Consider the following 22,969-nt stretch of genomic DNA (forward strand, 5'->3'; position numbering starts at 1 on the left):
TTTTTAGATTTTTTTGTCGTATTTTAACGACGCTTGGAATAACGTAATTTTGCCAAAGAAAGCTCTTCAAAGAATAGTTCGAACAAAAGGGAGATTATGCCGAGGGGTTTAAGCTGAAATCTCTGCTTTCCCCAGCTCACAAAATCTGTCTGGGCATAAACACGTTTGCTATTGACATCCTTAGCCTCATTTTTTAGAGCGGCGATTGCCAAGCTGCGCTCCTTTTTGTTTTTTATTAAGACCGCTTGCTCCATTTTATTATTTAAATATTGGGCTTGAATAATCAGATTTGTGGTCTCTGTTGCTTCTTCATTCGACATGAGACCGAGTTTATTCTTGCTGGCTACTAATTTAGCTGTGGCTTCGTAGGTGGTGTTTACCAATTCTTGGGGGGGCATACTCATACTTTCATAATTCAGGATCTGTCCCCACGTGGAATTGGTCAGGAGTTTGCGATGTTCTTCCAACGTGTGGGCCCGCAGCTTGTAGCCGAATTTCTCAGGGTCCTCGAAGGCAGGGCTGCCGGGGTCTAAAAAAGGTGCTAACGGCGCCACGTATACTTTAATCCGGCCGTCCAGACCATAATCACTTAAAAGTTTATGAGCATAATCCATGGAATCCATTACGGACTGCGTTGTTTGAAAGGGCAGTCCTACCATAAAGAAAATATCCAGTCTATTACACCCGTTAGCCATGGCTGCGGCAATAGTTGCTTCGATCGCCTCGTTACTGACGGCGAATTTGCCATTTGTTTTTCGCAGTTCCGGGTCATGGGTTTCCAGGGTCATTTCCAGACTGAAGTGCAGGGCAGCGTCCTTGAGTTGGGAGATGAATTCTTCATCTGCAGGATAAAATAGCTCGAAAACCATTTCATTTTCGATTTTTTCCTGTTTCAGCAAATATAAAAAACGATCGGCAAATTCTTTACCGCCCATGCGGAGATCATGGATCACAAAAATCGGGGCCCGGCTGAATCTTTTAATCAAGCGGACATCTTCAATTAATCTTTCCGGCGAACGAAAAGCCGGCTTTTTGCGCTGGCAGACCTGGCGATAAGCTTGCTTGGATCCCCCGCAAATGGAACAGTTGATATTGCAGCCCCGGGCAGTTAAGATGGTAGTCATCGGGTATTCCAGCCAACGTAAATAGGGAACGATATTAGACAGATTCCAGTATTTAAAAACAGAACGCATTGTATAGCGATAAGCAGGCACAGTCGGCGCGTTCAGGTTATCCGGTACGTTGGTCAGCGGGTTGACCACTACGGAACCGTCTTTTTGTTTCCAGGTGAGATTCGGCACACCTTCTAGAGGGAGACCGGCACGTACTCTTGTTAAGAGCTCCAGAACAGGTCCTTCGGTGGAATCACCCCGGACAACGAAATCAACATCAGGATTTTTGATTAACTCTTCGTGGAAATAAGATGAGCTTAAGCCGCCCATCAGGACCGGTACATCAGGGTGATGCTTTTTGATTAAAGCGGCCAGGGCTAACGCGCCGTGAACATGGGGCAGCCAGTGCAGGTCGATGGCCCAAACCCTGGGATGGCGTTTTTTAATTTCCTTTTCCGGATCATAGGCCGGAGATTTTAACATGCGATAGGCCATGTTAATAATTTGCACATTCAAGCCGGACTTTTCCAGGTGTTCGGCTATGCTGGTAATCCCGATCGGATACATCTCGAAGACGGAAGAAGAAGGGATCACGTCGTTTATTGGTCCAAAAAGAATCGTGTCTTTGCGGAAATCATAAATACTTGGCGCGTGCAGAAATATTACATCCCGCCGCAGAGATTCAAACAAACTTAAGCACCCCCGAAAAAAGTCTATTTTTGAAATAGTATATCATAATATTTCGGATTTACCCTTATGTATTTCCCAGCATGTGTTGTACCAGAAAAGCGTAAGAGCAAGTAGCCCATCCCTTGCATGGGAGCTTCTTGCTCTTCATTATTGTGCCGCCCATTGCGGCTGGTTGTACAACCGGGATATTAAAGCATTCTTATTATATGAATCGAGAACCCGCTGAAAGAGTATACTTGTTTTAATTACCGCTTGCTTTTACAACCTTTTTTCTTAATTCTTGGATTCGCATTTTGCTGGCTGCGGCATCGTGTTTTGTTTTTTCTATCAGTTCCACAGGTTTAAGATCTTTTGTATTCTCGTAGTTTTCATGTCTGATCTGGTGAATATCATCAATTGTAAACTTCGCGCTCATCATTCTTCTCCTTTCAGCATCATAGACGGTGGGAGTATATTGATTTCATTGTAATCCAACAGCTTATTTACAGCCTGTACCTTATTAATGGTTCTAATATTGACAAAGTGCTTAAAATTCCAGCTAACGATATATAGGCATCCGATTATGGTAGCGATTGCAATATGGCGGCAATCATCCCTGCTTTTTTGGCTTAAAACCCCGTGTCTTATATACTCTTCTGCCAAGGCAATTATCTCTGGAGCTTCTTCAACTTCTTCATAATCAATTTGACTAAGATATACGAAAAGCTGAGACCGTTTCGGTTCAGGACATTTGGCCAGTTCAGCTAAAGTCAGGTCGGAGACAGAAACTTTATAGTAAATTTTAATAATCTCTTGCCAAAAAAGAAGCGTATCTTGCATCTTCTCCGGTGTATCTTCGGCTTCTAAATGGCTGATTACTGAGGTATCCAAATATATTTTAACCTTATTCATGATAACCCATCCTCCAATTCTTACTTATAATAGTACTATTAACATTTCCGATAAGCAACCGCTGGCCGGAGAATACAGATACCGGAGTCGAACGTCAGTAATGTGTTGTCTATAGAACAAATTAGCTAACACTACGGCGGCCGCTTCATTCAAACATGTTAAGCACGGCGGGTGCCGCAGTTGGGGTTCCTTTGAATGCGCAACTCAAAAAATCATATTTTGTGGAAGATAATACAAATGGCAACGCCTTATCTTGAGACAATTCAGGGAAATAGCGAGCCTAGGGTTTATGGACAATTCCTCCAGTTGCCTGCTCAAAGGGTGCTGACTTGTCCCCTTTTTGCCGCGCTTCCTGATATACTTGATTCGAGATATAGTATAATAAGCATGAAATTTAGGCCTGAAAGGATGGAATAAGTGGTTGCCGGCATGGAGAGACCTGAAAAGATTACATCCAAAGAGCTGATTGCGCTCATCCAGCCGGACGGTTTGTTTGAACTGGACTGGCAGATAACTGAAGAAAAAATGGAGAGCAGCCAAATCGATTACCAGTTAGAAATCTACAGACGCTATCGGATGGATGCGCCTGAAGCCCTTTTCCTGCTCGGTTTTTCGGAGCGCACGGTAGTCACGTCTGAATCTCTGCGTTATCTCTGGCTGATAGCTGCCGCATTTGTTCAGAAACTGGCCATGAATCCGGAGCTGGAGATTTTACGGGAAAACGCCGTGACTGAATTAGAGGAGAATGCCGTAGAGCATCTCTTGCAAAAAGCGCCCTATATAAAGGGAGCGGAATACTTAACTCCAGCCTGGGTGGAAAAGGCCTGGACAACGCTGAATCAGGCCTTTGGGAAAATGATCAAGTCCTACGAAGGCAGTGTCGGGGCATTTTTTGCTTCACATAATTCGCATGTCCAGCCGGTGGGACGGGTTTTCTTTCATCTTGTGGAGAGTAAGAAAGAGGAATACCCGTTTGCTTTTTTGGCGACTTATGCGGCGGGTGTCTCGGCTAATGGCCAAGCAAAGCACCTCCCACTGAAAAATGCGCTGGTAGACTATGGGAAGCAGAGCAGAAAGCTGCTGGAACTTCTTTCGACTGTGCATAAGGCCTCTCAGAAAAGCACCTTTATTGCAGAACTCGTGGAATCGGGAGAACTATTTCATCCGCTGAGCTTAACGGCGGATGAAGCATATACGTTTCTTAAGGAAATACCGGTTTACGAGGAAGCAGGTATTTTATGCCGGATGCCCAATTGGTGGAAGAATAAGTCGGCTTCCTGGAAAATGTCGGTCAGTGTGGGCGAGAAAACGCCTTCTCGCCTGAGCCTGGAAGCACTTGTGGATTTCCAGGCCGAGCTGTTGCTAGGCGGAGAAGCGATGCAGGCTGACGAGTTGAAGAAGTTGCTCTCAGAAGCGGAAGGACTCTTATTAATCAAAGGGAAATGGGTGGAGGTCAATCATCAACGCTTGAAGGAAATGCTGAAAGCCTATGAACAAGCCCAAAAACTAATGAACAAGACAGATCTCAGTATGCTTGAGGCTATGCGCTTTCAATTGACTGCGCAAAAAGTCTTGAATCTTTCCGACGAAGCTTGTGAACTGGAAGTAACGAATGGCGAATGGCTCAGTTCGGTGCTGAATAAGCTCGCCAATCCGGATACACTTGAAACGATTGCCTGTGGGGAAGCTTTTGAGGCTAGTTTGCGTACCTACCAAGCAAGGGGCTTGAACTGGCTTCATTATATGAAAACACTCGGTCTGGGCGCGTGCCTTGCCGACGATATGGGCTTGGGGAAAACTGTTCAGGTTATTGCGCTCCTGAATTATATCAGAAGCCAGAAGCAGGAAAAGGCGTTGCTGATTGTCCCCGCTTCCTTGATTGGGAACTGGCTCAGTGAACTTGGCAAATTTGCCCCGTCTTTGAACTACTATGTCCTTCACCCTTCGGAAAATAAAGGTCTGGAGACGCAAGCCGACGTTTTGCTGCAGGAATATGACCTTTATATCACAACCTATGGCATGCTCGCCAAACACGATTGGTTAAAAACTATTACTTGGGATTCGTTAATTATTGATGAGGCCCAAGCAATTAAGAATCCAGGCACCAAGCAAACCAAGGGAGTGAAACAATTAAAGGCCGCCTATAAACTAGCCATGACAGGGACGCCTATCGAAAACCGTCTGGCTGATTTATGGTCCTTGTTTGATTTTTTGAATAAAGGCTTGCTGGGCAGTGCCAAGGAGTTCACTAATTTCACAAGTAAACTCCAGGAAAAGCAAGATGGTTATGCCCGCTTGAAACGGGTGGTTAGCCCCTTTATTCTCAGACGTTTAAAGACTGACAAAACGGTTATCTCCGATCTGCCGGATAAAATCGAAATGAAAACCTATGCGACACTCAGCAAAAAACAAACGGTCCTTTATAATAAGATTGTCCAGGAGCTTAAGACAAAGCTGGAAGCAACCGGGGATGGAATCCAACGCAAAGGGCTCGTACTATCCACGCTGATGCGGCTCAAACAGATTTGTAATCACCCCGATCAATTTATGGGTCAGCATGACTATGCCGAGGCTGAAAGCGGCAAATATGCAAGACTGCGTGAGATATGTGAAACTATTTATGAGCAGCGGGAACGGGTGCTTATTTTTACCCAGTTTAAGGAAATTACTGAGCCGCTGAATAGGTTTCTGGAGACGATCTTTCAGCATCAAGGGCTTGTTTTACATGGCGGGATGCCCGTGACGAAACGCCAGGATCTTGTGGCTAAATTCCAGGGGGCGGAGTATGTGCCGTTTATGGTCCTCTCCATTAAAGCCGGCGGGGTGGGTCTTAACCTCACGTCCGCCAATCATGTCATCCACTTTGACAGGTGGTGGAACCCGGCAGTTGAGAATCAGGCTACGGATCGGGCCTTTAGGATTGGCCAAAAGAAGAAGGTGATTGTGCATAAATTTATTACGAAGGGTACGATTGAAGAGAAGATCGACCTGATGATTGAAGGCAAAACTCAATTATTGCAGGAAATCATGCCGGACAGTCAGGAAAACTGGCTTACCGAGCTGGATAACAAACAGCTTATCAATTTATTTAAGCTTTCTGAGTGAACTCGTTCAACTAAAGTTGAACATCGAGTCTTCGGTGACGAAAGCCTCCAGTGGAGGGTTTCGCCGAAGCCGCACGTCCCAAAAGGGATTCTTAGCGGCGAAGTCGGAGTCTGCCCCCACCGAAGCAGAATAAGGTGTACCTCTCCCACTTGTAGAAGTGGGAGTCTTACGATTGAATAACGTTGGCGAGGGACGGTTATGGCATATTACAGCGGATTTCCAACATACGTTACAGTGGCGGAAAAAAGACGGAAAGCCCTAAAGAGTATCGAAAAACTGAAGAAGAAAAATCCCGATATTCGTCCCGTGATTATTGAGGGAAGAAAGATCGCCAAAACGTGGTGGGGAAAGTCCTGGAATGATAATCTGGAGAGCTATGCCGACTATGCAAACCGCATCGGCCGGGGGCAGAGTTACGTCCGGCATGGAGCGGTACTGGATTTAAAATTTACGCAAGGTGAAATCAGGGCCCTTGTTCAGGGGAGCGTTGCAAAACCGTATCAAGTGACGATCAGCATTCAACCGCTGTCCAACAAACTTTGGCAAGGGATTACGAAGAACTGTGCAGGGAAGATCGATTCGCTGCAAGAGCTGATCGTGGGCAAGTTTCCGAAGGCACTTTCCGAAGTGTTTACAGCAAAGGGCAAAGGCTTGTTTCCTGCTTCCAGGGAAATTGGGCTGCGATGCAGCTGCCCTGACGGGGCTTATATGTGCAAACACGTAGCGGCAGTTCTTTACGGGGTAGGCGCCCGGCTTGACGATGATCCCACTTTATTTTTTGTACTGCGGAACGTGAAGGTGGATGACCTTATTTCAGACACGATCAGTCAGAAAACCGAAACACTCCTTGAAAAATCAAAAGTAAGAAGTCGTAGAATTATTGAGGACGCGGACATTTCAGAACTGTTCGGAATTGAGATGGAAAGCAAAGCCGAAAAGAAGAAAGTGAAGAAAGGGAAGAAAGGGAAGAAATAATTATCTCTTCAAATAGTGGGTCAAAAACTACACCCAATTCAGGTTATCCGTAAGTAGGGTATTAAACTGCCGGTAAAGCTGAAAGGAGATGAACAAGGTAGGAACAAAAGACAGGCCGAAAAAAACCGGGGATGTTTTAAACGAGGAGGCAGGAGTATTATGAACTGGACTGAGTGGAACTTGGTAGAAGAAAATAATTTCACGGATATCTTATATGAAAAAAAGTACCATCAAGAATTAGAGGGAGGAGTAGCCAGAATTACAATCAACCGGCCACAAAAGCTTAATGCTCTTACAGCTCATACAATGGACGAATTGTTCAATGCCTTTTATGAAGCCAACCATGATCCGATGATCGGAGTTATAGTTCTTGCAGGTTCGGGAGATAAGGCATTCTGTACCGGCGGGGATGTAGTATGGGAGGAAAAAGAATTAAGAGTGCAGGTTTACTGGAGGTATCCTCCCCCCCAAATAATAAGGATGTCGCGCAAGCCTGTAATTGCCGCGGTTAAGGGATATTGCATGGGAATGGGAAACTGCCTTGCCTACTTTAGTGACTTTACCATTGCCGCCGAGAATGCCGTTTTTGCCCAGGGTGGGCCGCGCGTGGCTAATCCTGTTGATGGTTATGTGGTAGCCTACCTGGTAAGTGTGGTGGGCGCTAAAAAAGCACGTGAAATATATATGCTCTGCCGCAGGTATACAGCCCAAGAAGCACTTGAAATGAAACTGGTCAATGCAGTAGTTCCTTTGGAAAAAATCGACGCGGAAGTTGACAAATGGTGTGAAGAAATACTGACCTTAAGCCCTGGGTGTATAGAAGTCCTCAAGGCGACTTTTGATATGGAAATCGATTATATGGCCGGCTCATACGGCCAATTGGCCAGGTTAATGTTTCCCGACTGGTTTACCAGTTCGGAATCTAAAGAAGGTCCCCGGGCTTTTTCGGAAAAAAGAAGACCTAACTTCTGGAAAATCCGCAAGGATGAGCTGAAAGCCAGGGGGAAAACTGATTTGTAATAAAAATGATTGCTGTTCCCTTGGTAGTGCTGGTTTTTGCTTCTGCGTTGCCGCTAAATTTCTATGCCTATTATTTCCCCGACCAACGTTTAACCCAGCCATGGGTGTGTTCTGAGGCATACGTAAGATACTATATATAATGTGTGAAATCCAAAATAATGGGTTTATCGCAATGTTTCTGTTATTATAGGTTAAACTCGTTTGCTAAATCAAGGAATTTTGGGGGAAATAACTATGGGGGAAAATATCCATGTAGTCGAAAACGACCAAATTAGGTATTTTACAATACCATTTTTCGATAGAACCAATAAAGTAATAACTGCATTTTCCACTAGGTTGGGCGGATATAGTAGGGAACCGTATAAGTCATTAAATTTATCTTACAGCGTCGGAGACGAGAAAGATAAAGTTAAATTAAACAGAGAACTTCTTTGTAATCACTTAGGAATAGAGGTCAAACAACTAGTTGCCGGTGCTCAGGTACACAATGCTACGGTTGAAAAAGTTAGCATTGTTCATAGGGGTAGAGGGGCTCTAGAATATGAGACAGCTATTTCATCAGTCGATGCTATGGTTACAAATGAAAAGGGTGTTCCATTAATTGGCATCTTTGCAGATTGTGTCCCTATTTATTTATTCGACCCAATAAACGAAGCTATCGGGTTAGTTCATTCGGGTTGGAGAGGAACATGTTTAGGTATAAGCAAAAAAGCTATCAACAGCTTGGTGAATAACTACGGTTGTAATCCAAAGGATATTATTGCTGCAATAGGTCCATCAATTGGGCCGTGTTGTTTTGAAGTAGATAACAAGGTTGTTGATATTTTTAAAGAGTCTATAGTTGATGTAAATAAACATATGATAAAAGTCAGTCATGACAAATGGAAGGTTAGTCTCTGGGATATTATTGAACGGCAGATGATCGAGTGTGGGTTAAATCGAGATAATATTATTAACTTTAATCTCTGCACTAGTTGTAAAAAGGAATTGTTTTTTTCGTACCGAAGAGAAGGTAACCCCAGTGGCAGAATGGCAACATTACTAATGCTAAAATAATATGCCTCACGACTAATATAAGATCCTTAAAAATAGAAGTTTGCGAGCAAATAGCTACCTAACCAATAGCTTAGCTGATGTTTCAAAGTGCTTTGCAACGAATTCGCTCTAGCTGCTTAAGTGCCGCTAGCATCCTGCCCTCTGTACCTTACGTTGAAGGGCTAGGGTACAATTCGTTCTATGAACTCACGTCTGGAGAGGGTTACCTGATGTTATCATCCAATATTGGACAGGTATTTCCCGTACCCTTCAGCCTCCATATTTTCCTTGGGGATGAAGCGGAGAGAGGCGCTGTTGATACAGTAGCGGAGGCCGCCGGATTCCTTTGGCCCATCAGGGAAAACATGACCCAAATGATTGTCGCCAACGCGGCTTCTGACCTCTTCCCGCACCATTCCCCATGATTTGTCCAATTTAGTATCGATAACAGAGGGATCAATGGGCTTTGAAAAAGCGGGCCAGCCACAGGCGTCAAATTTATCTGCCGATGAAAACAAAGGCTCACCGGTTACGATATCCACATAAATCCCGGGGGAAGACTGAGCATAATATTCATTATGATAAGGGTCTTCTGTAGCATTCTCTCGGGTTACCCGGTACTGGAGCTGTGTCAGCTTTTTTCTAAGCTCTGCCTCCTCCGGAACAGAGTAGTCCGCCGGATTGACGATGGATAGACGCGCTCTATCGAAGGCATCTCTTCCAATATGGCAATAACCGTTTGGATTCTTTGTCAGGTAACCCTGATGATATTCCTCAGCCGGATAGTAATTTTTTAATGGTTCAATCTCGACAGCAATACGTCTGTCATATTTCTTTTGAAGCTCTGAAATTGCAGCCAGGATGATTGGTTCATCCTTCGGATCCACATAATAAATTCCTGTCCTGTACTGGCTTCCGACATCATTTCCCTGTTTATTGATAGAAGTAGGGTCAATCACTTGAAAAAATAAATTGATGATGTGAGTTAGATCAATATACGCGGGGTCATACTCAACTCTGACAGTTTCCGCATGGCCCGTATTCTTGTGGCAGACATCTTCATAACTGGGATTATGTATCATCCCATTAGCATAGCCTACTTCCGTGTTCTTGACTCCGGGGATAGATTTCAAATACTTTTCGGTACCCCAAAAGCATCCTCCGGCAAGATAAATCTCTTTAATTCCCAACACGAGTTCACCCCTGTATTTTCTTAATACTTATTCTTTAACCATATTCTAAGGAAATTATATGCTCTCAACGCTAAATTACGGACTCAATCTGCTGATTCGTGGTTATAAGCGTAATATATGTTGCACAGGCGATATGTTCCCATGTAAGCAGCATGTGGAGACGATCGTGTCGATAGAGCCCAGATAAACTCCGCAAGACGAAAGCCGTTCGATCTTTCCCCATAAGATGCCAGGTAGGCATCCGATGATGAATAGATAGGCCATTTGTGAGGTATATTCTGATGTTAAAAGTAGACTTTCTGACTCTAATATTTATAGCTATATTTATGCAGCCCATACTCATGGGGGCTTTTACCAAATTTTCTCGCGAAAAAATCCGGTTTTCCTTGTGGTCGTTGTGCGAGGGGTTAGAGTTCATATTGGTACTATTCCTGGCCATCTATCTAACCCGAGGGATTTTCTTTCAGCATAATCCTGGACTATTCGCTCAGATCTATAATGGGATTCCGGAGGAAATTCGGATCCTATTATTCGGGCAGGATATACTCATATACATAATAGTCGTACCTTTAGTAGTTTGGCTGTTCCGCGTTCTGATCGGACTCATTACCCATCCGATCTACAATGCTGTATTAGGTCCTCTGTCCAATCGCTTGTATAAGCTGTTAATTCTCATTGGCAGCGGGCTGGAACGTATTATCGGGGCTTTGGCCCAGATACCCCGGGCGGCAGTGCTGGTTTTTGCTTCTGCGTTGCTGCTAAACTTCTATGCTTATTATTTCCCCGCCCCACGTTTAGTCCAGATGATGAGTGAGTCGAACGGATATCAGTTTATCTATAAAAATGCAGTCTCCCCCGTCCTTAACTCTAATCTGGCCCAAAAGATACCGGTACTGGTGAATGACCATTTCAGACAAAATGCGGTTTCGGACTCGACCAATGACCGGGTGATAACCTATTTTAATGGAGCAACCCTGGATGAAGCAGTGAAATCAGACTCGCAAATCGACTCCACCGTACGTCGGGTGGTGGGCAGTGAGCAGAACGAACGTCAGAAAGCGTATTTAATCTACCGATGGATTACCCAGAACATAAAATATGATGACCAGAAAGCGGCTCAGCTCAGCCAAGACTCCAGCGGAATAAATTCGGGTTCGATCATGGCTTTTAACACTCGCATGGGTATCTGTTTCGATTATGCAAGTCTCTATGTATCCATGTGCCGGGCGGTGGGGCTGAAGGTCCGCCTGGTTACTGGCCTAGGATATAGTGGATTGAGCTGGGGTGACCATGCCTGGAATCAGGTTTATGTACCGAAAGAAGGCAGATGGCTTAATGTTGACCCTACCTTTGGCACGGTAAACAATTATTTTGATAATAAGATTTCACTGTTGACCATAAGGATACCAAAGTGCAGGGGGAGTGGTAATGCTGACCATGGGTGTGTTCTGAGGCATACGTAAGATACACAATAAACGAAGCTATCGGGTTAGTTCATTCGGGTTGGAGAGGAACATGTTTAGGTATAAGCAAAAAAGCTATCAACAGCTTGGTGAATAACTACGGTTGTAATCCAAAGGATATTATTGCTGCAATAGGTCCATCAATTGGGCCGTGTTGTTTTGAAGTAGATAACAAGGTTGTTGATATTTTTCAAGAGTCACAACCAAATATGGGCAGGGTGGGCGGCCGAATCCCCATGAAAGGGGGTGAGGCTTATGAGTACGTACCAAGCGCTGATGTTTGCTATAGCTTTCGCGACGTTAGTCGTATTAATACTTAAAGAAAAGCGTAAGAGCAAGTAGCCCACCCTTTGAACAGGAGCTTCTTGCTCTTTCATAGTTGCCGCTCACTTTGCGGCTGGTTGTACAACCGGGATGTATCAGCATCCCGGTTCTTATTGTATGAACCTTATGCAAACATTATACACCTCAATACAAGTCACTACAAGTTCTCCTAATAATTACTACAACTGACACAAAAATGATATTTATTTGTGGAAGTGATACCTTTGGTCCGGACGAAGCACAATATTTATTTATCCAATATCCTTTTACAGATATTTATGGTAACAGGCGTTTGCTTGACTTTGCCTTTGAAAGTGCCCGATTTTGCTGGGAATTGATCACCGCGGCTAACATGAAAGAAAAGTTTATGGAAATGGTCAGGACCATGGATATGAGTTCCTAAACTTGAAATAGATTGTCGAATCCTGAAGCAAAAGGATAATGAGACCCTAACGAAGGTCATTGATTTGATTAAAGAAAAATATGGTGAGAAGAGCATTACCAGAGCAAGATTGATATGAGCCAAAATATTTTGAGTAAAGAAGTCCGGTTAGAACATCGCGTTGGGAGGGATTAGATTGCTTAGTTTAAAGAATCATTGCAGTAACAACTTTTTTAAAGAAATCTGGAGGATAAATAAGAACCTTGTCGAATCAAAATTATAGGAGATCCCGCTCGGTTATATAGCAGATCTTCCTTGAACTACAACATTTAAGTTTCGTGGAGGTTAGAAATATGTCAACTCAATCGATACTGCGAGTCAGCGAATCGGCACCTACCCCAATAGTGCGTGACTTCAGGATATTTACAGAATTTCTAAGTAACAACCGGGTGGTGTTAACTCCCAAAAACCAGCATCTCGCTAAGGCTGCCCTTCACCAGCTTAATAAACTAATGGCTACTTATGTCACGGAAGATAACCTAAATTTTAACCAGCTTTCTTACCCTTTGCTGAATCTGTTCTACCATTTGGCGCTAGCCGGAAAATTATTGCGTAAGGTTCAGGCAAAAGGAAATCAATATGAACTGCAGCCCACCGAGCGTTACAGCAGGTACCAAGATCTAAATTCTGTGGAGAAGTATTTCTTTTTGTTGGAAACCTTGTGGATTCAGGTAGATTGGAATGAGCTAAATTCGACCTATAGGCGGAATAATGTATGGCTGAATATAGGAAATGTTTTCAAATTTGTCTCTGAACAAGTACCAAATAAGGTGATTGAAGTTGATTCGGCCCAAAATGAAATATTTAAGCATCTCTTAGACAGTTTAAACCGGCACGTACTTACATTGTCATTTTTTGGCTTATGGGAAGTGACTAAGGATGAGGAAGCTATGAGTGTCCTCTATTCAAAATATGACTTTCGGGCTGCCACGTTTACACCCTCCGAGTTTGGCGTGGTTATGGCAACTATTTTGACAACTGTAAGAAATTTACCCTTTTGGAATGTGCCCATGCGAAGGGAATACGGTGAAGACAACCTAATCCAGGGTGAATCCTTATCCAGACACAATAAATACAGCTTGATTCAAGACATTATAAAAGAGGTTAAGACGGGTAAGAAAACCAAAAAATACAAACTGGTGGAATCAGTCTTGATCGGAGAGAAGTTTATCCAGGCGTTTTCCGGTTTTTTTGCACCTGGGGAACTTGAGACCACCTTGATTAGGGAACAACCTAAGACTGACGGGAACTATACCTTCAAGGTTTCCCTTAATAAAAGCACTTGGCGGCGGATTGTGCTGTCGGGAAAACACACTTTGGAAGATATGCACATGATTATACAGGAAGCCTTTGAATTTAATAATGATCATCTTTATAGCTTCTTTATGGATGGCAAAGCATGGTCATATAATTCGTTCAAATGCACATTTGATGAGCAGGGGCCGTATGTAACTGAGGCGATCATTGGTGAGTTGGGTCTGGAATCAGGAGATGAAATCCTTTACTTGTTTGACTACGGGGATCAATGGGAATTTAAGGTGTTGTTGGAGCATATCGATGAGGGAGAATTGAGGGTGTTAAAACCTTTGATTACTGCGCGTCATGGTGAATCTCCAGAGCAATATCATTTTTGGGACGAGTAGCGAAAACAAAAAGTCATTCCTGGCTTAACAGAAATGGTTAATGCCACAATGCTGAATCCACAAGAAGTACTACAAATCATCAAATCCTCATTTCCGGCTATTGAATCGCCATATATTAAAACCGTCAAGACTGAGGCGAATACTCTGCGGGTCTTGACGGTTTTTACTATATTTAACCTATTTCTTGCGAGGATAGGGTTTCTCTACATCCGTACTCGGCGGAACATGCTAATGGGCTGTTATTTCTTTGTCGTTCCGCATAGGTTCCAGGACCCTTCGCGAAACGACAAGTTTCGCTGAGTAGTAAGTTGTCCCTAGACAGGTTTATACTTCTCCACTATTTTTTCAAGTTCGGTTATTCTAAACACGAATTTCTTACCTTCCTTAGTTTTGGTCAAAACTTCAATTTCCTCCAACTGCAATAAATCCGTCCTTGCTGTTTGGTAAGCTACGTTATATTTTTTTTGATATTCAGCAATCGTAATTTCTTTATCTTTTTTAATAAAAGTATTAATTGCTTGTTTTTGTCTATTTGATAAAACTATTCTATTCTTTTTGATTCCCTGTAAGATGATACTTTTTACAGTTTCCTTTTTTAGATTATCTAAAATATTACTGACGGACTGAAGTATCATTTTGCTGTAAAAAATAATGAAATACGTTGTATCGGATTCATTATCCTCGACATCTTTAATAGCCTTGTAATACTTACTTCTTGCTTCTTTAACAAGCGAGGAAAGAGAGAAAAACTTAAAAGCATCATATCCCTTTTGGAGTAAATACATATATGCTATACATCTGGCAGTTCTGCCATTGCCATCAAAAAAAGGATGAATATAAACCAGATAAAAATGAATTATGGCTGACTTACAGATTGGATGCAAACCATCTTCGCTGTTTATGAAGTCAAATAGAGAGTCCATCATTACTTGTACCTTTTGCTGATCCGGTCCCTCATAGATTGGATCAGGCAAATTTGGATCAATTACAAATACTGCAGCATCACGATACTTCTTAACTTGATCTGCAGCGTCTAGCGTGTTTTTGGTCACGATCCTATAAATGGTCAATACTATATCTTCATTAATTGGCTTTTCGAGATTTTCAAGAACAAACTCCAGTGCCTCATAATTATTAATAATCATCTGTTCACTTTTATCCTTAGGAGTTTCTTTGTTTTTTATCATCTCCCTGCTTCTTTTTTTTGTGGAAAAGGCTCCCTCGATAACGCTGGAGTTAAATGCCTCATCAATTAAAGCATCAAATATTACGGCACTCTGCATTTGATCAGGTATATAATTAAAAATATTTGATTTAGCCACCATATCTATTTGGTTTAACCTTTCGGTTAAACGCGATTGTCTGCAAAACCACATGTTTTGTTCACCTTTGTCTAGAAGAGGTACCTGGATATTTTTTCTTGCTTGCGATAATTCTGGCCAAAATTTATTTATAGGAACAGATGAAGGTAAACGGTACATTATTTCCTTTTTATTAAGGTATCTTTCATCGTTTAAATATTTATTTAGCAATTCATCAAACATAATACCGAACCTCCTTTTTTTGCTACTAATTTTTTACTATTATATTACTATTATGCTACTAATACAATGAACTTAAACGCCTATAAATAAAGGTTTTCATCCCATTTAGATTTCTCCCAGAGCAGGGCCAATAAACTGATGCGTATCTTCAAAGAGTACGGAACCGAACAGCTTACCTCTTCAATTTCGGATTCGAATCCGAATCTAAATTACAGCCAGGCGGTGCTTCTTTTAGGTATCCCGAAGGAGGAACATTGTCCCCTTTTTGTGCGTTACACCACATTTGATTTTCTGCCGACCACATGTTCAGCAGTTCACTTTCATTGACCACTGCGTCGAAAGCCGGAGCAAGGAAAACTTGCAATGTATTTATAACTTCTGCGAACGCCAACTTCGGCAGCTGCATGCGGCGTACAGCCTGACGCCAACGTGTCTGCATATCGCTATCGTCTGCCAGTGCAATAACGGCATTCAGGCTGTCGCGGTTATAGGCGGTGCCGCGGTTTTGCAGTGTCTCAAAAATTGCTTCCTGCAGCTTTCTGCCATCAAAATCAAACGTATGCGCCAGAAAATAGATGTCGTAAAAATCTTTCATCCGGCTGTTCAGTTCCAGACGCTGCAACATAGCATCAAGTTTTTCAGCGATTGTGCTTTCAAGGGAATAGGTGCTGATCTGCGGACGTGTAAAATCATCAAGCTGAACCGGAATAGTACGTTTTTCAGCTTTGGGGACAATCACGTCACCGATACCGATGTCAACATTAAAAGGTGTACGGGTGTTCTTGATATGGCCGATGATTTGAAATTCAACGCCTTTATATTTCCGCTCCAAGGCAATTGAAGCGAACCCTTTTGACTCAAAGGTAATAAAATCATTGCCGGTATCGACAGCTAGAATTGTCTTAATGATAGGTTCGATTTCGTCCACCGTTCCCGGAAGTTGGCGCAGGAGAAAATCTATATCAATTGTGGCGCGGCTTTCGAAGTTCGTCAGTGTATAAATGAACAGACCGCCTTTCAGAATCAGGTTATCCGCATATTCCGACAGGGACAGTCTGCGCAGGAACTCCTCCTGGCAGAACAGCTGCATATGTATCTGCAGCGGCTTTCCAGACGTCTTAGCTTTATTTTTCAGTTTGGCAAGGACGGATGCGCTTCTATCTTCCATTACAGCCACACCCCGATCCTATCTTTCACTCTCACGGCGATGTTCCGCTTTTTTGCATACGAAAGCAGATTGGTGATGGACTTCTTTGAATCTGCGACGTATCCCTGAATCGCCTTGTTGTAGCTCTCCCGATCCATTTTGTTCTCGTTTTTAATACATTCGCAGATCAGGCGGTCACGGTCAAAAATTCGCATCTGGCAGTCCTCAAATTCCGCGGCCGAAATGCCGTACGACAAATGCACCGGCTCCATATAATACGGTTGCACATAAGGGTAGTCGATTTTGAATCTGGCCTTTGAAGTATCCCTATCAATCGCAATATCCCAGCTTAGCGGGGTGCGGTCACTATAGCCATAATAAAACAGAGCCGTATACATGCACAGTACACCGTCCGGATAGAGGGAGGCAATGACTGAGGCTTCTGACGGCCCGGAACTCTCTTTTAAGACAACGACTCTGTAATACCCCTGCTTGACCTTTTCCAGATGGCCAGCCGCAATCAGCGCCGCAATATCCCGATAGTAAATCTTGAGCGCAGAAAGCTCCGCCGTTTTGATCAGTAGTGCTGCTGAATTACTCTCCGCATCTTGCTCACGGCTCTGAACGTATTTAATTATGTTATGAAATTTATTCGTGAGGATGTCCATTCCGGCCATTTACAAAAGCACCTCATTCGTTTTTTCAATGCGGCAACTTAATGATTCATTATAAGCCTTATGGTAATTGTTGTCAATATTAAAACCGTCAAGACTGAGGCGAATACTCTGCGGGTCTTGACGGTTTTTACTATATTTAACCTATTTCTTGCGAGGATAGGGTTTCTCTACATCCGTGCGGTTTACCAAATAATCGATGCTGGTCTCAAACAGGTCGGCTATTTTGTCCAGAACCGGCAGCGGGATATTTAGTTTACCAATCTCATAGTCAGAGTAGGTTGTTTGATGAATTTTCAGATACTCTGCCATTTGGGATTGGGTCATATCTCTATCTTCCCGCATATTGCGGATTCTCTCGTACACAGAAATCACCTCAGAATAAGTATGCCTTAAAGGAATATCAAATAGTGACAATATTTTAACGTTAAAATATTGTCACTATTTGTGGATCTATTCAAATCGGTAGCGCTTTCGATTTAGATAGGCCATAATTAAGTCCCGCAAGAAGGACGGGAACAGTTGCGTGGACATTTTATCTCATTGGTAGTATAATAAGCATGTAATTAGTATATTTTAAGAGTACCATTTGAGGTGATCCGTATGATGAACATTAAACCTTCCGCAGCCATCCGTAAAAACTACAACCAGATATCTGAATTGTGCAGGCAAACGGGAGAGCCAGTATATCTCACCAAAAATGGCGAGGGTGATCTCGTAGTAATGGATGTGGAATCATTTGCCCGGCGTGAGAGCCTCCTCAAGCTCAAGGAAAAGCTGATGCAGTCGGAACTGGACATTCTCAAAGGCCGCGCCTATTCCGTAGACGAAACAGTAGCAGCCATGCGTCAGGCTGTCGCGGAGGCTGCCAATGACCGAAAGAAATAAACCATATACGTACACGGTCGTAGTCACGGAAACTGCTCGAGAAATGCTTATAACACACGCACGCTTTCTGGCTAATGTAAGCACGTCGGCCGCAAACAGGCTGATTGAGACCTTTGTGGAGATGACGAATAGCCTTGCCGGCATGCCAGAGCGGAACCCATGGCTGGAGCATGATGCTATCCAATTTCAAAAATATCGGAAACTCCTTTTTGAGAAGCACTATCTGGCAATCTATGAACTTCAGGACGGTATTGTCCACGTCACCGCTGTGGTGGATTGTCGGCAGGATTATGGTTGGCTGCTGTAGAAACAATTGAATATAATATATTGTTCAGCCAGGCGGTTCGGTAAGAGATGATATTGTAATCGCATCATGCAATGAATATGCTATGGTTATGGCGTTTTCGGGGTTAAGGCTGTTTCACCATTAAATCCGGTTTCTTGAACATTAGGGAATATATTAAAAAATAAACAAAGGGCGGCACCTGAGGGCACAAGTAAACAATCCGAACGGGTTGGATGCTTGTGCTTGCTTACTTTGTAACGCCTCATCTTTAGGCAATTCAGGGAAAATGGCGAGTCTAGGGGCTGGAAAACAAAACGCAATGACTAATTTCGACATTTCCAGGTACCTGTTTCGCCACGATTCTCGCATTAAATGTGAGATAATGAATAATTGGAGAAGATTCTTTTTATACTTAGTTTTTTTGTGAGCAAGGATTGATTTAAGGCAAAGAGTATTTGCGGTTAAGCTATGCCTAAATGGGGGGATTATTAATAATGCCGCTATTTCAGACAAAAGATATTCTTCTTGCTTTTGTTAAAGGATTTTTCACTATGTGGCAATTGTGGCTGTTTTTAGGGATCTTAGCTCTTATCAAATTAGCCTATCTGCTTTGGAACAAAAATCGGCTGGTTAAATCAGGTATTTATGAAATTGATCAAATGGATGGTCTTACCTTTGAAAAGTATCTTGAAGCGCTTTTCGAGAAACTTGGTTATAGGGTCGAGAGGACACAATACTTCGGTGACTATGGCGCCGATTTTGTAACTTCTAAAGATGGAATAAAAACAGTAATTCAAGCCAAGAGGTATAAGAAGAAAGTTGGTATAAAAGCGGTACAAGAGGCTGTTGCCGCGAAGGGTAAGTATGGATGTCCGGAGGCCATGGTAATTACTAATAGTTTTTATTCAAAAGCGGCCATTGAATTGGCTAAAGCAAACAAGGTTGAATTGTGGAATAGGAATCATTTGGCCAAGGCACTGTTGTCAATTAAGAAAGACAGTCCCATTACTGAAGTTCGACAAGAAGCTGCCGCTACAGATATACAACAAGTTACAACAGAAAATGACGTTTGTGTTATTTGTAATAAACCAGTTTCTGAAAAGGTGAAGCAATATTGTTTATCCAATAAACAGAGGTTTAATGGCAACATTTATTGTTATGACCATCAGCGTAATAGAAAATCATAAAGTGGATGCTTATGCAGTAAGTGCCAGCATTCAAAATATCGCTAAGAATACAATGAGTTCAGACCGGATGATTCCGGCTTTGGAGAAAAGGAAGCTGCAAATGTTCCACGTTACAGTTTGGCAGAAATCTGATAAGACTACTCTCCGACTACGATGTACCAAGATTATTCAATCAACGACCAGTTGTTCCGCTGGCAGAGCCAGAGCATAATCTCAAAAGATTCCGATACGGGCTAGCGTTATAACCATCACCAAAAAACAGCAAGATCATGTTGTTCGTGCGGGAGTATAAAACGATGCTGCAGGGGCGGTATCTAATACCTTTCTAGGTTTAGCGGATTATGTCAAACATGTTACTTTCTCTGATTGTCAGATTATCGAAGGAAAGCTGCAAAGAAGGTTCACCGGGTTATTCGTGGGTGAGGGCAGAGGAGTTAGAGCAGTAAGAGTTTTGGCTGGCGGATGTGGAAGTGGCGGAGAGGTTGGGGACGGTATAAACATAAAGAAGCATAGAAGTTTATAACGAATTCATTTGAGATGAGGATTGTGTCTAGCGAATTATCCGAAGTTAGGCGTAAAAAAAGCTCAAACCCGAATCAGAGCTTGAGTAAATTAGAAGCAGGTTCTAATGGAGCAGCTGTTTGCCTAACTTTGGATAATTGACATAGCACGAAACCGCGGTGATTTGTGCTCTCGCTATGGGGATTGAATATCTAATCTCCCGCCTAATTTATATGATCTTAAGGAAAACTCGGTTCAAATGTATTAGAGCAGCGTTAAATCATGCCAAAATAGATATAGTTTCCCCCTCCCCATGACAGGGCATTTTTTAAACACATACAGTTTTGTTAGTAATAGGAGGGGATTTGCCCAAGCTTATAAACCGTCTGGGTTTTTCTAAACCACAGTTAGGGCATTTAGATAAATCTATTCCGGTTAGCTTCTGGATAAGTTGAAGTGTAGTGGACTTTTCTTGGATTAAAAGAGGGGTATGGGTAAGCATTTTGCAAAGCTTTAGTTTGGTTGTCTTGTTACGATTTCCTAGCAAACCATAGTGTCTAATTTTCATAAAACCACTCGGCAGGATGTGAATAAGAAATCTACGGATAAACTCATCGGCGGAAATCTTCATCACCTTATGCTTATTGTCATCCTTGTAGTCACGCCATTTGAAGGTAACGGTATCATTATTAATGCTAACGATGCGATTATTGGATATAGCCACTCTATGAGTATATCGCCCCAGGTATTCAACAACATAAGCAGCATTTTTAAACGGCGGTTTGCAGTAAACAATCCACTCTTTACCATAGAGAGAGGAGAGCAGCTTTTCGAATTCCTTATCGTCGGAAAGATATGTTTGACTTCCGTGGAATTCAAGCTTATTTTGGTAGAAGAGCTGTTTAAGGTAATACAGGAATTTACCTCTGAACTTCCGGGAGAGAACTTTTACCGGAATGAAGAACTTCTTTCTGCTGTTCACCCATTTTCCGATGGAGGATAATCCGCCGCCTGGTACAATGCAGTGAAGATGGGGATGGTGCATGAGGTTTTGTCCCCAAGTATGCAGAACAGATGTAAAGCCGATCTTTGCACCGAGATATTTTTTGTCAGAGGCTAATGCGGCGAGAGTTTCAGCAACGGCCTTAAACAAAAGGGTATAAACAGCTTTTTGATTTTGGTAGACCATTAAATTGAGAGTATCCGGGATCGTGAATACCACATGGAAGTATCCGATGTCGAGCAGATTGCTTTTCTGCTTTTCAATCCAACGTTCTTTGGCCAGAGCTTGGCATTTAGGGCAGTGCCTGTTGCGGCATGAATTGTAAGAAACACGGGTATGCCCACAACTGTCACAAACCTCCTTATGGCCGCCTAGCTCTGACGTTCTACATTTTTGAATGGCAGACATCGCCTTATGTTGCGTGATAGTGAGCTTATGGTTGGTTCGATAGTTTTTGCCGTATTTTATGAAGACATCTTGGACCTCAGCCATTGTCTTTGTCCGATTCAGCCATCTGATCAAGGGGACTTGTTACGTTGAGAGATTCAATCTTAACCAAATGCAAGTAAACGCAAGTCGTGTTGATATTTGAGTGACCAAGCAGTTGCTTGATATGGTAAATACTTGTGCCGGATTCGAGTAGATGAGTAGCAAAACTATGCCTCATAGTATGGACTGTCACGTTTTTAGTGATTTTAGCTTTCTTGACATATTTATGAAAGAGATTTTGTACCGCTTTGGGAGTCATGTGGATGCCGGTATGATTCCTGCTGTAAAAAAGCCACTCTTTGGGGCGGTAAGCTTTCCAGTAAGCTCTAAGAATCTCAAGATTAGCCTGAGAAAGCAGGGCATAACGATCTTTGCTACCTTTGGCGTTACGGATGAACAACTGCATTTTATCACTATGGATATCGGAGACTTTAAGAGAAGCCACTTCACTTAAGCGAAGTCCCGCACCATAGAGGGTCATGAGAATGCATTTATCTCGTAAGTTGTCGCAGGCGTTAAAAAGGGCTTGTATCTCCTCTTGGGTAAGGATGTCAGGGAGCTTGCGCGGTTTGCGGTGGCGAGGGATTTGCCTAGTGTTTAAATTAACGTTCAAAGTTACGCCATACAAAAAGCGGAGGCCGCTGTTGTAGGTATTTACCGATTCATGAGCAAGCTTTTTAACCGTAGTGAGATAATGAAGAAACTGTCTAACATCTTCTACTCCTAGCTCAGTGGCAGGTTTATCGAAGTGATCCTGGTAGAGTTTAACTTTGGTATAGTATTCAGCTTAGGTATGTTTACTAAACCCTCTAAGCTCCACATCGAATTTTAGCTTGGCTAAAACTTCTTCTTTTGTCACAGCATAAACATCTCCTTTAAATAAAGTAGCTTTATTTTAAAGGAGATCAATAAAAAATGAACTGACTCTTTGCAGAACAGTTCAGGAAAAATGATTAAAATATTACGGGAACCACCGCGCCAGCGGTTTAGTGCTATGTTTATTACCGACTAATCCTGTCGCGCAGTAAACTGATCATTATCCATATTCGGGTAATAGCAAGCCTTATAATGATCGAGTCACTATCGTCAATTCCGGCTGTGTTTCGTGGAACGTATACTCAAGAGACTTCAGCCCCTCGCCAGGAACCGTGCTGGATCCAGACGGTGGTTCGTTGGCGATCGTCGGTGATGAGATATCGTGGGCGGTGGGTTTGTATGGGCGACCAACGAAAAAGAAGTGGATTTGCCACTGAACAAAACGCCTTATAATGAACTACCAGAGAATATGTCCGAAGCTTTGGCATTCGATTATTATAAAGAGAAAATCTGAGTTTAATTAGATGAGAATTGTTAATGT

The 22,969-nt window shown here is 42.7% G+C and carries 20 protein-coding genes and 3 pseudogenes; 13 read left to right on the forward strand and 10 right to left on the reverse strand.

The features are described from left to right. Window positions 1-23 precede the first annotated feature (23 nt). From AC6I5A_RS14560 to AC6I5A_RS14570, 3 genes are all read right to left on the reverse strand, one after another. Entirely contained in the window at window positions 24-1,802 is a 1,779-nt protein-coding gene (locus tag AC6I5A_RS14560) for a TIGR04190 family B12-binding domain/radical SAM domain protein (RefSeq protein WP_497900796.1), read from the reverse strand. A gap of 241 nt (window positions 1,803-2,043) precedes the next feature. Beyond that, complete coding sequence (locus AC6I5A_RS14565) at window positions 2,044-2,220, reverse strand: hypothetical protein (RefSeq protein WP_497900797.1); 177 nt, start codon at window positions 2,218-2,220, stop codon at window positions 2,044-2,046. Continuing rightward, window positions 2,217-2,693 carry a PIN domain-containing protein gene (locus tag AC6I5A_RS14570; protein WP_034617677.1) on the reverse strand — a complete coding sequence of 159 codons (477 nt, stop codon included), beginning with the start codon at window positions 2,691-2,693 and terminating at the stop codon, window positions 2,217-2,219. The genes AC6I5A_RS14565 and AC6I5A_RS14570 overlap by 4 nt, the downstream gene beginning before the upstream one ends. Window positions 2,694-3,122: 429 nt before the next feature. Here AC6I5A_RS14570 and AC6I5A_RS14575 point away from each other — a divergent pair, with 429 nt between their 5' ends. The 4 genes from AC6I5A_RS14575 to pgeF all read left to right on the forward strand — a co-directional run bounded on the left by AC6I5A_RS14575 (window position 3,123) and on the right by pgeF (window position 8,849). Next, window positions 3,123-5,798 (forward strand): DEAD/DEAH box helicase, encoded by a 2,676-nt coding sequence (locus AC6I5A_RS14575; protein WP_034617753.1) that lies wholly within the window; start codon window positions 3,123-3,125, stop codon window positions 5,796-5,798. A gap of 198 nt (window positions 5,799-5,996) precedes the next feature. Further along, a complete protein-coding gene (locus AC6I5A_RS14580) occupies window positions 5,997-6,773 on the forward strand; it encodes an SWIM zinc finger family protein (RefSeq protein ID WP_052168129.1) in 777 nt (258 codons plus the stop codon). A 159-nt stretch (window positions 6,774-6,932) separates the two neighbouring features. Next, the gene (locus tag AC6I5A_RS14585; RefSeq protein ID WP_497900798.1) at window positions 6,933-7,793 is read left to right on the forward strand and encodes an enoyl-CoA hydratase-related protein; all 861 of its coding nucleotides are present in this window, start codon (window positions 6,933-6,935) and stop codon (window positions 7,791-7,793) included. Between the two features lie 234 nt (window positions 7,794-8,027). Then, window positions 8,028-8,849, forward strand: a complete 822-nt coding sequence (gene pgeF, locus AC6I5A_RS14590; protein WP_034617682.1) for a peptidoglycan editing factor PgeF — start codon at window positions 8,028-8,030, stop codon at window positions 8,847-8,849. Between the two features lie 215 nt (window positions 8,850-9,064). On the opposite strand, the gene msrA is transcribed toward pgeF, so the two are convergent. After that, window positions 9,065-10,018, reverse strand: a complete 954-nt coding sequence (msrA, locus tag AC6I5A_RS14595) for a peptide-methionine (S)-S-oxide reductase MsrA (RefSeq protein ID WP_497900799.1) — start codon at window positions 10,016-10,018, stop codon at window positions 9,065-9,067. A gap of 284 nt (window positions 10,019-10,302) precedes the next feature. Between msrA and AC6I5A_RS14600 the strand changes: the two genes are divergently transcribed. From AC6I5A_RS14600 to AC6I5A_RS14610, 3 genes are all read left to right on the forward strand, one after another. Beyond that, window positions 10,303-11,484, forward strand: a complete 1,182-nt coding sequence (locus tag AC6I5A_RS14600; RefSeq protein ID WP_497900800.1) for a transglutaminase-like domain-containing protein — start codon at window positions 10,303-10,305, stop codon at window positions 11,482-11,484. Next, window positions 11,463-11,804, forward strand: coding sequence for a laccase domain-containing protein (locus AC6I5A_RS14605; RefSeq protein WP_497900801.1), 342 nt, complete (start codon window positions 11,463-11,465; stop codon window positions 11,802-11,804). The genes AC6I5A_RS14600 and AC6I5A_RS14605 overlap by 22 nt, the downstream gene beginning before the upstream one ends. A gap of 739 nt (window positions 11,805-12,543) precedes the next feature. Continuing rightward, the gene (locus tag AC6I5A_RS14610; RefSeq protein WP_034617686.1) at window positions 12,544-13,893 is read left to right on the forward strand and encodes an IS1096 element passenger TnpR family protein; all 1,350 of its coding nucleotides are present in this window, start codon (window positions 12,544-12,546) and stop codon (window positions 13,891-13,893) included. A 314-nt stretch (window positions 13,894-14,207) separates the two neighbouring features. Here AC6I5A_RS14610 and AC6I5A_RS14615 read toward each other — a convergent pair whose 3' ends face one another. After that, entirely contained in the window at window positions 14,208-15,437 is a 1,230-nt protein-coding gene (locus AC6I5A_RS14615) for a Fic family protein (RefSeq protein ID WP_034617689.1), read from the reverse strand. Between the two features lie 138 nt (window positions 15,438-15,575). Between AC6I5A_RS14615 and AC6I5A_RS14620 the strand changes: the two are divergent. Then, a pseudogene (locus AC6I5A_RS14620) lies at window positions 15,576-15,641 on the forward strand (hypothetical protein); the annotation flags it as partial. Here AC6I5A_RS14620 and AC6I5A_RS14625 read toward each other — a convergent pair. From AC6I5A_RS14625 to AC6I5A_RS14635, 3 genes are all read right to left on the reverse strand, one after another. Continuing rightward, entirely contained in the window at window positions 15,610-16,605 is a 996-nt protein-coding gene (locus AC6I5A_RS14625; RefSeq protein ID WP_497900802.1) for a nucleotidyl transferase AbiEii/AbiGii toxin family protein, read from the reverse strand. The pseudogene AC6I5A_RS14620 and the gene AC6I5A_RS14625 sit on opposite strands and share 32 nt — an antisense overlap. Continuing rightward, window positions 16,605-17,261, reverse strand: coding sequence for a type IV toxin-antitoxin system AbiEi family antitoxin domain-containing protein (locus tag AC6I5A_RS14630; protein WP_052168130.1), 657 nt, complete (start codon window positions 17,259-17,261; stop codon window positions 16,605-16,607). The genes AC6I5A_RS14625 and AC6I5A_RS14630 overlap by 1 nt, the downstream gene beginning before the upstream one ends. Window positions 17,262-17,402: 141 nt before the next feature. Next, window positions 17,403-17,624 carry a helix-turn-helix domain-containing protein gene (locus tag AC6I5A_RS14635; protein ID WP_034617691.1) on the reverse strand — a complete coding sequence of 74 codons (222 nt, stop codon included), beginning with the start codon at window positions 17,622-17,624 and terminating at the stop codon, window positions 17,403-17,405. Window positions 17,625-17,864: 240 nt separating this feature from the next. On the opposite strand from AC6I5A_RS14635, the gene AC6I5A_RS14640 reads away from it, so the two are divergent. The 4 genes and pseudogenes from AC6I5A_RS14640 to AC6I5A_RS14655 all read left to right on the forward strand — a co-directional run. Further along, a complete protein-coding gene (locus AC6I5A_RS14640; RefSeq protein ID WP_497900803.1) occupies window positions 17,865-18,146 on the forward strand; it encodes a type II toxin-antitoxin system Phd/YefM family antitoxin in 282 nt (93 codons plus the stop codon). After that, window positions 18,130-18,453 (forward strand): type II toxin-antitoxin system RelE/ParE family toxin, encoded by a 324-nt coding sequence (locus AC6I5A_RS14645; RefSeq protein ID WP_034617697.1) that lies wholly within the window; start codon window positions 18,130-18,132, stop codon window positions 18,451-18,453. Before AC6I5A_RS14640 ends, AC6I5A_RS14645 begins: the two co-directional genes overlap by 17 nt. 473 nt (window positions 18,454-18,926) lie before the next feature. After that, window positions 18,927-19,619 carry a restriction endonuclease gene (locus AC6I5A_RS14650; RefSeq protein WP_052168131.1) on the forward strand — a complete coding sequence of 231 codons (693 nt, stop codon included), beginning with the start codon at window positions 18,927-18,929 and terminating at the stop codon, window positions 19,617-19,619. 121 nt (window positions 19,620-19,740) lie between these two features. Continuing rightward, window positions 19,741-19,971: pseudogene (locus tag AC6I5A_RS14655) on the forward strand (DUF3427 domain-containing protein); the annotation flags it as partial. A gap of 477 nt (window positions 19,972-20,448) precedes the next feature. On the opposite strand, the gene AC6I5A_RS14660 reads toward AC6I5A_RS14655, so the two are convergent. Both AC6I5A_RS14660 and AC6I5A_RS14665 read right to left on the reverse strand, forming a co-directional pair. Next, window positions 20,449-21,615: an IS91 family transposase gene (locus tag AC6I5A_RS14660; RefSeq protein WP_034617702.1), complete on the reverse strand. Its 1,167-nt coding sequence runs from the start codon at window positions 21,613-21,615 to the stop codon at window positions 20,449-20,451. Beyond that, a pseudogene (locus tag AC6I5A_RS14665) lies at window positions 21,608-22,471 on the reverse strand (tyrosine-type recombinase/integrase). Before AC6I5A_RS14665 ends, AC6I5A_RS14660 begins: the two are co-directional and overlap by 8 nt. A 339-nt stretch (window positions 22,472-22,810) precedes the next feature. Between AC6I5A_RS14665 and AC6I5A_RS14670 the strand changes: the two are divergent. Then, the gene (locus AC6I5A_RS14670; RefSeq protein ID WP_497900804.1) at window positions 22,811-22,942 is read left to right on the forward strand and encodes a hypothetical protein; all 132 of its coding nucleotides are present in this window, start codon (window positions 22,811-22,813) and stop codon (window positions 22,940-22,942) included. The last annotated feature ends 27 nt before the right edge of the window (window positions 22,943-22,969 follow it).

The organism is Desulfosporosinus sp. Tol-M2, from assembly GCF_059735615.1.

Coding starts and splice junctions, on each gene's coding strand:
- AC6I5A_RS14565 (WP_497900797.1), bottom strand. CDS start 2,220: ATGATGAGCGCGAAGTTTACAATTGATGATATTCACCAGATCAGACAT.
- AC6I5A_RS14570 (WP_034617677.1), bottom strand. CDS start 2,693: ATGAATAAGGTTAAAATATATTTGGATACCTCAGTAATCAGCCATTTA.
- AC6I5A_RS14575 (WP_034617753.1), top strand. CDS start 3,123: ATGGAGAGACCTGAAAAGATTACATCCAAAGAGCTGATTGCGCTCATC.
- AC6I5A_RS14580 (WP_052168129.1), top strand. CDS start 5,997: ATGGCATATTACAGCGGATTTCCAACATACGTTACAGTGGCGGAAAAA.
- AC6I5A_RS14585 (WP_497900798.1), top strand. CDS start 6,933: ATGAACTGGACTGAGTGGAACTTGGTAGAAGAAAATAATTTCACGGAT.
- pgeF (WP_034617682.1), top strand. CDS start 8,028: ATGGGGGAAAATATCCATGTAGTCGAAAACGACCAAATTAGGTATTTT.
- AC6I5A_RS14600 (WP_497900800.1), top strand. CDS start 10,303: ATGTTAAAAGTAGACTTTCTGACTCTAATATTTATAGCTATATTTATG.
- AC6I5A_RS14610 (WP_034617686.1), top strand. CDS start 12,544: ATGTCAACTCAATCGATACTGCGAGTCAGCGAATCGGCACCTACCCCA.
- AC6I5A_RS14615 (WP_034617689.1), bottom strand. CDS start 15,437: ATGTTTGATGAATTGCTAAATAAATATTTAAACGATGAAAGATACCTT.
- AC6I5A_RS14625 (WP_497900802.1), bottom strand. CDS start 16,605: ATGGAAGATAGAAGCGCATCCGTCCTTGCCAAACTGAAAAATAAAGCT.
- AC6I5A_RS14630 (WP_052168130.1), bottom strand. CDS start 17,261: ATGGCCGGAATGGACATCCTCACGAATAAATTTCATAACATAATTAAA.
- AC6I5A_RS14640 (WP_497900803.1), top strand. CDS start 17,865: ATGAACATTAAACCTTCCGCAGCCATCCGTAAAAACTACAACCAGATA.
- AC6I5A_RS14645 (WP_034617697.1), top strand. CDS start 18,130: ATGACCGAAAGAAATAAACCATATACGTACACGGTCGTAGTCACGGAA.
- AC6I5A_RS14650 (WP_052168131.1), top strand. CDS start 18,927: ATGCCGCTATTTCAGACAAAAGATATTCTTCTTGCTTTTGTTAAAGGA.
- AC6I5A_RS14660 (WP_034617702.1), bottom strand. CDS start 21,615: ATGGCTGAGGTCCAAGATGTCTTCATAAAATACGGCAAAAACTATCGA.